The sequence below is a fragment of the Paenibacillus sp. OK076 genome (assembly GCF_900110055.1).
Lineage (GTDB): Bacteria > Bacillota > Bacilli > Paenibacillales > Paenibacillaceae > Paenibacillus.
In genome coordinates this window covers 54,145-63,922 of sequence record NZ_FOCH01000010.1, presented here as the reverse complement: position 1 = coordinate 63,922, position 9,778 = coordinate 54,145, and the positions used below count along the sequence as shown (strand labels likewise).

Annotated in this window: 11 protein-coding genes; 2 read left to right on the top strand and 9 right to left on the bottom strand. The window is 43.9% G+C overall.

Annotated elements, in window-relative coordinates; translation table 11 throughout:
- Positions 1-558 precede the first annotated feature (558 nt).
- A complete protein-coding gene (locus BMY78_RS31575) occupies positions 559-789 on the bottom strand; it encodes a hypothetical protein (RefSeq protein WP_017692114.1) in 231 nt (76 codons plus the stop codon).
- A 210-nt stretch (positions 790-999) separates the two neighbouring features.
- Entirely contained in the window at positions 1,000-1,617 is a 618-nt protein-coding gene (locus tag BMY78_RS31570; RefSeq protein WP_090905310.1) for a stage II sporulation protein M, read from the bottom strand.
- Between the two features lie 121 nt (positions 1,618-1,738).
- On the opposite strand from BMY78_RS31570, the gene pdaB reads away from it, so the two are divergent.
- Positions 1,739-2,515, top strand: a complete 777-nt coding sequence (gene pdaB, locus BMY78_RS31565; RefSeq protein WP_090905308.1) for a polysaccharide deacetylase family sporulation protein PdaB — start codon at positions 1,739-1,741, stop codon at positions 2,513-2,515.
- 143 nt (positions 2,516-2,658) lie between these two features.
- Here pdaB and BMY78_RS31560 read toward each other — a convergent pair whose 3' ends face one another.
- Positions 2,659-3,288: a KinB-signaling pathway activation protein gene (locus tag BMY78_RS31560; protein ID WP_090905306.1), complete on the bottom strand. Its 630-nt coding sequence runs from the start codon at positions 3,286-3,288 to the stop codon at positions 2,659-2,661.
- Positions 3,289-3,413: 125 nt separating this feature from the next.
- On the opposite strand from BMY78_RS31560, the gene gerD reads away from it, so the two are divergent.
- Entirely contained in the window at positions 3,414-4,169 is a 756-nt protein-coding gene (gerD, locus tag BMY78_RS31555; protein ID WP_090905304.1) for a spore germination lipoprotein GerD, read from the top strand.
- 95 nt (positions 4,170-4,264) lie between these two features.
- Here gerD and BMY78_RS31550 read toward each other — a convergent pair whose 3' ends face one another.
- The 6 genes from BMY78_RS31550 to rplM all read right to left on the bottom strand — a co-directional run bounded on the left by BMY78_RS31550 (position 4,265) and on the right by rplM (position 9,734).
- Positions 4,265-5,365 (bottom strand): Mrp/NBP35 family ATP-binding protein, encoded by a 1,101-nt coding sequence (locus tag BMY78_RS31550; RefSeq protein WP_090905302.1) that lies wholly within the window; start codon positions 5,363-5,365, stop codon positions 4,265-4,267.
- Positions 5,366-5,444: 79 nt separating this feature from the next.
- The gene (cwlD, locus tag BMY78_RS31545) at positions 5,445-6,200 is read right to left on the bottom strand and encodes an N-acetylmuramoyl-L-alanine amidase CwlD (RefSeq protein ID WP_090905300.1); all 756 of its coding nucleotides are present in this window, start codon (positions 6,198-6,200) and stop codon (positions 5,445-5,447) included.
- A gap of 68 nt (positions 6,201-6,268) precedes the next feature.
- Positions 6,269-7,438 carry a sulfate adenylyltransferase gene (gene sat / locus BMY78_RS31540; protein ID WP_090905297.1) on the bottom strand — a complete coding sequence of 390 codons (1,170 nt, stop codon included), beginning with the start codon at positions 7,436-7,438 and terminating at the stop codon, positions 6,269-6,271.
- An 85-nt stretch (positions 7,439-7,523) separates the two neighbouring features.
- The gene (locus tag BMY78_RS31535; protein WP_090905295.1) at positions 7,524-8,216 is read right to left on the bottom strand and encodes a phosphoadenylyl-sulfate reductase; all 693 of its coding nucleotides are present in this window, start codon (positions 8,214-8,216) and stop codon (positions 7,524-7,526) included.
- A 668-nt stretch (positions 8,217-8,884) separates the two neighbouring features.
- Positions 8,885-9,277: a 30S ribosomal protein S9 gene (rpsI, locus tag BMY78_RS31530; RefSeq protein WP_024633563.1), complete on the bottom strand. Its 393-nt coding sequence runs from the start codon at positions 9,275-9,277 to the stop codon at positions 8,885-8,887.
- 19 nt (positions 9,278-9,296) lie between these two features.
- Positions 9,297-9,734, bottom strand: a complete 438-nt coding sequence (gene rplM / locus BMY78_RS31525) for a 50S ribosomal protein L13 (RefSeq protein WP_024633564.1) — start codon at positions 9,732-9,734, stop codon at positions 9,297-9,299.
- Positions 9,735-9,778: the final 44 nt, after the last annotated feature.

The window sequence follows — 9,778 nt, the reverse complement described above, 5'->3', positions numbered from 1 at the left end:
TGTATTAGGCATGCCGCCAGCGTTCGTCCTGAGCCAGGATCAAACTCTCCAATAAAGTATTGAAAAGAGCGATAAGCTCATTTTGAAACTGACGAGATTAAAAATCTCATTGTTACTTCGAAATCATACAGCCCGAAGGCTTGTACCGATTTCTCAGCGTCGATCTTGCAAGCAAGATCATTACTCACTCGTTGTTCAGTTTTCAAAGATCAAACATTCAATTTGTCTCGATTTTCCTCGTCACCGTATTTTCAGCGGCGACTTTTATAATATATCATGTTTAAGTTTACTTTGCAAGCACTTTTTTCGATTTATTTTCAATCGCTTTATTCCAGCGCTTGTTACGGTTAACTTTTCCTTAAAAAAGGAACGAAAATTAATTTATCATATTGAACAAAAAAGGTCAACCCTTTTTCGACAAATTGCTTCATATCCCTTTTCAAAGCCGCCTATTCTACCTATTCCTGATTCATGGTGTCTGAGGTACAGCGCTTACGGGCCGCACCTCTTATATGGTGAACTTCAGTATTGAACTTTAGTATCCCGCTAACCAAAACATTATGGCTTGGATTTTTTTAATTTACCGCCTCTAGCATATTTGGATAGCTCTTTGGGTGGCGCAAAGCGTGCATACATACGGAACACAGTCTTGTAGCGACTCGCAATGGCGTATTTAATTTCTTGATCGAGACGGTTGTCACTTAAGTCGAACAACATTTCATCGAGCTCTTTGCGCAATACATAATCCAATTCCTTGCATTCCTTCTCGTTAAACAGCATACCCAGCATTAGAGTTCTCCTTTTTCTGCATATGGATAATGGCGTGTCCCAGTGTGTGTCATATTCGTGCCCTTTTAATTCAGGCTATATATCGGACAGCGCCGGTTTTAGTAGCAAACCCAGGATCATCTTTGTTTGTCCTTTTGTGCTTGCTACTGAAACCCGTTTTATTGTTATGGTCAACTTTCTGAAAATTTATGAATGTCATCCCATACAAATTTATCCACGAACGAGGCTGTAGGTAAGTGTACTTTCGATAATCGCAGCAACAAAAAGCAAAATAACAATCCAGAAGGATGCAGTTACCGTGGTGCGCATAAAGGAACTCCAGTGTCTGCCAATCGTATTTCGTTTCTCCCCGCCAAATTGAACAAGACTTTTAAGAACCAACCCACCAAACTTTAGACCGAATGCACAAGCGATAATAATTACCGGAATCTCAATAATGCCATGTGGAAGTAGTCCTTTCACAACAATATCAAAGAAGCTGGCCCCATAATTCATTGTGGTGTGTACCAGAAAACCGATAACCATGCCATTGATTAGCAGGAAAACGACAGGCAGAATGCCAAAGAAAATACCGGCATAGATTACGAGTACACTTTTGATGGCATTATTGAAAAAGATAAAGAGGAAGAAGTTCCATTGCACATTGCTCCCCTGCTCCAGCCGCTCACTAACCTCCCTCAGTCCCCCGATCTGATTCAACAATATATCCTCAAGTGGTCCTGTACTTACCCATCCCGTGCCTATTCCAACAACAAACAATACGATCGACCAGATTAATGCACCACGAATGGAACCTAAAGCTCTAAGAAATGTACTGAATTTTAACATAATATCCTCCTGTGAAACCAAGATGTTGGACAAACAAACGTCTGATACGAATAACTGCGAGGTACGAGCATACATTGGAGAGTAAACAAGCATTTCTTATGGGAGAGGGGCGCTTATTGAAATGAACTCGTTCTATGTATTTAGCGGCAAAAAAATCAAACGTTTCCTGATTGTGCTGGTTGCTGCCGTCTTTGCTATCGGGATTATTTATCTGGAGAGCGGCAATATTTCTGTATTCTCGGAGGATGCACCATCCGCCGTATACAGCGTTCCAACCGAGAAGAAGGTTATTGCACTCACCTTTGACATTAGCTGGGGAGATAAAAGGACAGAGCCTATTCTGAAGGTCCTCCAAGATAATAAGGTACAGAAGGCAACGTTCTTCTTGTCCTCCCCCTGGAGTAAAACACACCCCGAAATTGTAACAGCCATTAAAGACGCAGGATACGAAATCGGCAGCCACGGTCACAAGCATGATAATTACAGCAGTCTAACTGAAGAGGAGATCCGCAAGGAGATTTCGACAGCTCATAGCATTTTAACCGATTTAACGGGAAAAGAACCGAAATTGCTGCGTCTGCCTAATGGCGACTTTGACAAACGTGTTCTCCAGGTTGCCAACAGTCTGAATTATCAAGTAGTCCAATGGGACACCGATTCGCAGGATTGGAAGAACCCAGGTGTACAGACTATTGTTGATCGTGTAGTCAGCAAGGCACATCCGGGTGACATTGTGCTGCTGCACGCCAGTGATTCCTCGAAACAAACCCATGAAGCATTACCCGTCATAATCGACAAGTTAAAAAATCAAGGGTATGAGTTTGTGACGGTTTCCGAGCTGCTTAACCATTCAAGTGTCAAAGGTACGGAAGTTCGCGACCAAGCCAGTGTACAGTAAATGTTAAACTAAGGGTATTGCAGTGGAATACTCCATACCTACCTTTTGAACTTCCCCATGCCCTGTAAAAAGGTGCTGAAGCGCCATAAATGAAAAGAGCTAACCAGGTTAGCTCTTTTTGGCGTTATTTTTTCAAATAATCGCTACGCATGACTTTCTTGTACCTCGGTCTTCCCACTCACCCGTTGCTCCATGGACCCATCTACCAGCCTGTGCAATATCAGCATTTGGTATGCATTACAGATTAACAGTGGAACCACAATAAAGATGGTAGCCGCATTTACATCAATTCGCAACACACCGATCGTCTCCACCACGGTAACAGCCACCATGAAAAAGAGTGTAGGTACCAGCGCCGAAACATGTGTCTGTTTCACTTTTACGTAAGCGGTAACAATTCCAGCTGCCAAAATAATGATTCCAAGCACAATATCGGAAAGTCGTTCCCGTTCCCCACCAACAAACAAACGTAAAAACATGACATCAAGCAATGCCAAAACCGTTAGAACAATCTGTACAATCTGCCAACTGCGTTTCGAAAATACACCTTTGCCCATATAGTTCAATATCAAGTATGCGAAAAAACCCATTTGCGAATACACGCTAATCATAATACCGGAACCAAACAAGATCAGGAGATAAATTAAAAAATCGGTCATCCCATTCGTTTTTTCTCCATTAACCAACATCATAATTAGACCCGTCACTAATGATCCTGCAGCCCCAATAAGCAAAGCTGACCAAAATAGGAAAAACCATTTACGTAAATTCAAATGTTTTCCACCCCCGAGAGTTTATTTTACCAACCTTCACAGCAAAAAACCATCATCATTCAACATATTTAGCGGTTTCCCATCACATACTACATCCAGTATCTAATCAAGGAGGGGTTGTGCACATGAAACGGCCTTTGTGGCAGTTATGCTGTGTCGTACTTGGACTATCCGTCATGCTCGCAGGCTGTGGCTCAGATCAGAATTATTCGCCTCCTCAGGGCGGTTATAAAGAGATGAAAACGATGGTCGTGGATATTCTCAAAAGTGACGAAGGAAAAAAAGCGGTTGAAGAAGCTCTTACAGGACAAAGTTCTTCCGGAGGGGGAGAAAGTGGGGGCGCCGGCCAAGGTGGTGGTGCAGGCGGTGGCTCTGGATCAGTGGGAATGAAAATGTTAATGCCTATGCAATCTTCGGAACAAATACGTATTGCTGTAAAAGATACAATCACTGCTCCAGAGTACAAGAAGGAATTCGAGAAAATCATGACAGACCCTCAATTCGCAGGCGAATTCGCCAAAGTAATCAATGCGCAAAGCAAACAACTGCATATGCAATTGATCAAAGACCCAACATATCAAAAATCGATTGAAGATGTCATGAAATCTCCGGAAGTATCCAAGATGTTCATGGATATGACCAAAACTCCTGAGTATCGTAAACAAACGATGACCGTTATGCAAGAAGTCATGCAGAATCCTTTATTTCGGATGGAAGTACTGACTTTGCTTAAGAAGGTAGTTCAGGATGAATTACAACCTAAAACAGAACAGGGCGGCAAACAGGGAGGTAAAGGCGAGAATGGAGATGGCGGAAGCGGTAGCAGTGACGGTAGTAGTGATGGTAACAGTGGCGGCGACGGAAGTAATGGAGGATCATAAGCCCATAATACTTGAAAATTAAAAAATATCACATGTTGAAAAAAAGCCCGCATCCATGGATGTGGGCCATTTTATACTTTACACATATAGAAAATTTAAAACTTGGCATCAACAGACTGGGCAACCTCGTCGTAGATTGCTCCGATGCTTGACTCTGCTTTATACACAGATGGAGAAAAATCCGGCTCCGAAATATGATTATCCGGTGCTCCCAATGGAATCTGCGCAAGCAGCTCTGTATGAAGACTCTCGGCAAGAGTACCCCCACCGCCTCGGCCAAATACATAATCTTTCTCCCCGCATTTGCTGCATTCATAATACGCCATGTTCTCTACGACACCAAGCAGCTCATGTTCCGTCTGAATAGCCATAGCACCTGCACGTGCAGCTACAAAAGCAGCGGTTGCATGCGGTGTGGTAACGATGATTTCTTTGCTGTGTGGCAGCATCTGATGTACGTCTAGTGCAACGTCCCCCGTACCCGGAGGCAGATCAAGCAGCATATAATCCAACTCTCCCCAATTTACATCAGTAAAGAATTGGCGCAACATCCGCCCCAACATAGGTCCACGCCAGATCACCGGGTTATTCTCCCGAATAAAGAATCCCATCGACATGACTTTTACGCCGAAACGTTCAACAGGCTGGATAACCCCGTCCTCAACGACTGGATATTCTTCAATGCCCATCATATCAGGTACACTGAAGCCATATATATCTGCATCGATTAGGCCAACCTTCTTGCCTTGACGTGCCAGAGCCGCAGCCAAATTAACGGTTACCGTCGATTTGCCGACGCCGCCTTTACCACTAGCAACAGCAATAAAACGTACGCCGGACTCAGGACTTAACAACTCATGCCCGTCCAGACCTGCTGCATGGCCCTTGACAAGCACTTCGTCCTGGTCTTCCTCATGATCCGCTTGTCCGATGTTCAGGCTCTCACGCTCATGCTCTGACGCTGCACGCAGACGAATATGTACATCATTCACTCCGTGTTGGGACAACAGGTTGCGCGCAGCATCGCTTAGAGCAGTTGTATCCTCTGTGCGGTTCTCCAGCGTCACCATAGTAAGAGCAACATGATTTTCTTTAATCATGACATCACGGACCCACTGCAGTTCAGTCAAACTTACGCCCAATTGCGGTTCCTGCAATGGCTGCAATAGTTCAAGTATCTGTTCTTTTGATAACATCAGACAGCACCTCAGCTTTATCTATTGGCATGTAATTAGGTATGCTAATCCAATTATATCATTACCTTTCTCGTTGTGACTAACTTTTAGGACGTTCTCCTGAGGAATAACGGAGAATTCCGTTGTAGATGGATGCAGCCACTTTGCGCTGATAGGCCTCATCAGCCAGCAGACGGGCCTCTTCCGGGTGAGAAAGGAACCCCACCTCTACCAGTGCAGAGGGAATTTTTAAAGCCTGGAGCAAATAAACGGTATTTACCGTTTTTGCGATTCGATCTGTATTTTCCAGATTACGAATCATTTCTTGCTGAAGCAGATTGGCCAACCCTTCATTATCAGGATGGTTAGGTGTATAAAAAACTTGAGCACCACTCCAGCGGTTCGATGGAACACTGTTCATATGGATGCTGATAAAGAGATCTGCCTGTTTATCCTCGATTCTTCTTACTCTTTGTTTCAGGTCTTCCGTTTTGCGTTTGGAGTAGCCCTTGGTGTCTGTAGCAGCCAGATCGGTGTCTATTTCTCGGGTCATGACAACCAAGGCTCCTGCTTGCTGCAGATAATCTCGTACGTACAGCGCAATGGATAAATTGATATCTTTCTCAATGACTCCCTGCTTACTCACTGCTCCCCCATCGGGCCCACCATGTCCTGCATCAATGGCTATGACTTTTCCCGCTAATGGCAGCCCCCAGTAACCGGACATTTTAGAGGAGGGCAACTCATACGTCACCACTGCCACAAACATCGCCAGCAAACAGAGGCTTAACATGATCCTCTTCATGGTGCGTAACCTAATCCAGATTACAAAGTGCTTCCCCATATTTTTACGCATAAAAAAACCACCTCGTCCCTATAAATGACTCTAATCATCTATATGGGACAAGATGGACAAATATACCGTTAGGAGCGGACTTGCTCCGCCATCCCTTCAATCAGCACCTCAGCTACCTCAGGGCGCGTAAATTCTGGTGGAGGGCATTGGCCGTCTCTCAGCAAGCCACGTACTTTGGTGCCAGACAGAGCCATGTGGTGTTCTTTATCATGCGGGCAGGTTTTGCTTGATGCCATGTTGCCACACTTGGTGCAGAAAAAACTATGTTCAAAGAACAAAGGTGTGATACCGAGTTCTTCCGGGGTGAAGTTAGTAAAGATCTCCTGCGCTTCATACGTTCCATAGTAGTCACCCACACCTGCATGGTCGCGGCCTACAATAAAGTGAGTACAACCATAATTTTTACGTACCATTGCGTGGAAAATGGCCTCTCTTGGACCAGCATACCGCATAGCCGCCGGGAATACGCCGAGGAATGCACGATCAGCCGGATAATAGTTCTCGAGCAAAACCAGATAACTCTTCATCCGTACATCAGCAGGTACGTCATCAGACTTCGTTTCGCCTACAAGCGGATTTAAGAACAACGCGTCCACAATCTCCATTGCACTTTTCTGAATGTACTCATGGGCACGATGGACCGGATTACGCGTCTGAAAACCGACAACCGTCTTCCAGCCCTTATCCTGGAACGTTTTCCGTGTCTCAGCAGGATCATAATAGAACTGTTCGAACTTGGCCGGCTTGGGGCGGTTAAGGACTTGAATTGGACCTCCTACATATGTTGCAGGTCGTTCCAGCAGTTTCTTCACACCCGGGTGTTCTGGATCATCCGTTTTGAAGACACGACGTGCTTCCTCACCCTGATCTACTTTGTAAATGCTCTTCACTTCCAGCAATCCATAGGTTATTCCATCATCATCGCCAATAAGTGCGACAGTCTCACCGATCTGGAGTGAAGTAGCCTGCTGCTCATCTACAGCCAGCGTAATGGGTATGCTCCAGACTGTTCCGTCTGCAAGACGCATGCGAGATATAACGGAAAGATAGTCTTCTTCATTCATAAAACCTTGAAGCGGTGAGAATGCACCCACACCAATGAGATCCAAATCCGAAATTGTCCAGCTGTTAATACGTAAAGAGGACAGTTTCTCACTCTCTCGTAATAGTTGTTCCCGTTCCTCTCCTTGTACGACACGCTGAATCAGCGTACCTCCATGAGGCAGAATCGAAGTCATCTTGTCAGCTCCCTGTTTCACCATTTTTTATAACATCAAGAATGAATTCAGTGCATTATAAAATCCACTACTTACTCTGACTCAATTATTTATGAAGACCACATTCCGTTTTTTCATTTCCAGACCAGCGTCCCGCACGTGGATCTTCTCCAGGCATAACTTGACGTGTACAATACTCACAACCGATACTCGGGTAATTCTGATCATGCAGCGGGTTGTACACAACATTATTGGTACGAATGTATTCCCATACATCCTCTGAAGTCCAGTGGGCAATCGGGTTGAACTTCATCAGACCAAACTTGGCATCATATTCGACCTTCTTGGAGTTTGCACGCGTCGGTGCTTGATCTCTCCGAATACCGGTAATCCATGCATCGTACTGGGATAGAATACGTGTCAGCGGCTCAACCTTCCGAATATTACAACAAGCATTAGGATCAGACTTCCACAATTCATCTCCATGTTGAGCTGCCTGCTCTTCAGGAGTAATTTTCGGTGATACACGTACAAAATCAAGATTGTATTTCTCCTTCATTTTGTCACGAGTTTCGTAAGTTTCCTTGAAATGAAAATCGGTATCTAGATAAAATATATCCGTAGATGGGCTGATCTTCTGAAGCATATCTACAAGTACAACATCCTCTGCACCGAAGCTGCATGCAAAAGTGATATTTGGAAACGTCTCAATAGCGTAACGAATAATATCCTCTGGACTTGCGTTTTCCAACTCCTCAGCTTTCGTCCGTGCAAGTTCTTCTTTCTCCAACAAGTTCATGTCTGCATTTCCCCCATTCTGCATTTCAAAAATCACTAAAGCCGACTAATCTAATATGAATTATGTATAGTATAATTCTTTCATGGGGGATGTCAATGCCTGCCATATGGTAAAATACATCAGTTTAAGCCCATTTATTTGCTGTTCATCTTGAAAAATAATTTGGTCTTAATAATGCATTTAATTGATTTGTGGATAAAATCATCCATGTGTTGCATCATCAATCCCCCCCTGTCATCATCCACTCATCATTGAAATCCTTTGCTACTACTGGGTTTATCGAGCCGATTTGATAAAACGAGGTATAGAAGATCTCTATATAACCGAAGCAATTTAGAATAATGAGAAGGATCTAATAATGAAATAAAAGCGGAATCGAATTCTTCAATTGTAAGGGCTATTTATCAAAACCATAAGAAAAACTGATGAAATTAATCATGAAAAATGTATGATTACAACCATTACGAGGTTCTAAACTGCGAATTAAATTAGTGGATAACGGAGAGGTAAATTAAATGGAGTACTACCTAGAGGAAGAAACCTTAACCGTTACAGAGGAACCTGAAGCCTCTTTGATTCATCATCTGATGTTAAGAGCATTTATTATACTTATTGGTCTCTAGAATACAAAAAAGCCTTTGACCGAGGCCAAAGGCTTGTAATGCATATTAACGTTTGGAGAACTGAGGTGCGCGACGTGCGGCTTTGAGACCGTATTTTTTACGCTCTTTCATCCGTGGGTCACGAGTCAGGAATCCTGCTTTTTTCAGGGAAGCACGGTATTCCGGATCTGCTTTCAACAGAGCGCGGGAGATACCATGACGGATCGCACCGGCTTGACCGGAGATTCCGCCACCATGAGCGATAACAAGAACATCATAGTTGCTGAGTGTTTCTGTCAGGTTCAGTGGTTGTTTTACGATCAGTTTGAGTGTTTCCAAACCGAAGTATTCATTAATATCACGTTTATTGATGACAATGCGTCCTTCACCCGGTACAAGGCGAACACGAGCTACCGAATGTTTACGACGACCTGTCCCATAGTATTGTACTTGTGCCATGAAACTGTCCTCCTTTTAATTAACCGCGAAGTTCATAAACTTCTGGTTTTTGTGCTGCATGTGGATGCTCAGTGCCTCTGTACGCTTTAAGTCTCAACTTCATTTTCTCGCCCATGCGAGTTTTAGGAAGCATACCGCGAACAGCCAATTCCAACATACGTTCCGGTTTGTTTTTAACCATCTCTTCAGCAGTAGTTACTTTCAAACCACCTGGGTGCATCGAGTGACGGTAGTATTTTTTACCTTGCATTTTTTTACCAGTCAATACAATTTTCTCTGCATTGATGATAACAACGAAATCGCCAGTGTCCACATGTGGAGTGAATTGTGGCTTATGTTTGCCGCGGATCAAAGCAGCTGCTTCGCTCGCCAAACGTCCGAGCGTTTTGCCTTCGGCATCAATGATGTGCCATTGGCGCTCAACTTCGTTAGGCTTCGCCATGTACGTGGTACGCATGAAAAGTTCCTCCTTAAAATGTTCAACATCATTATATTCATTTA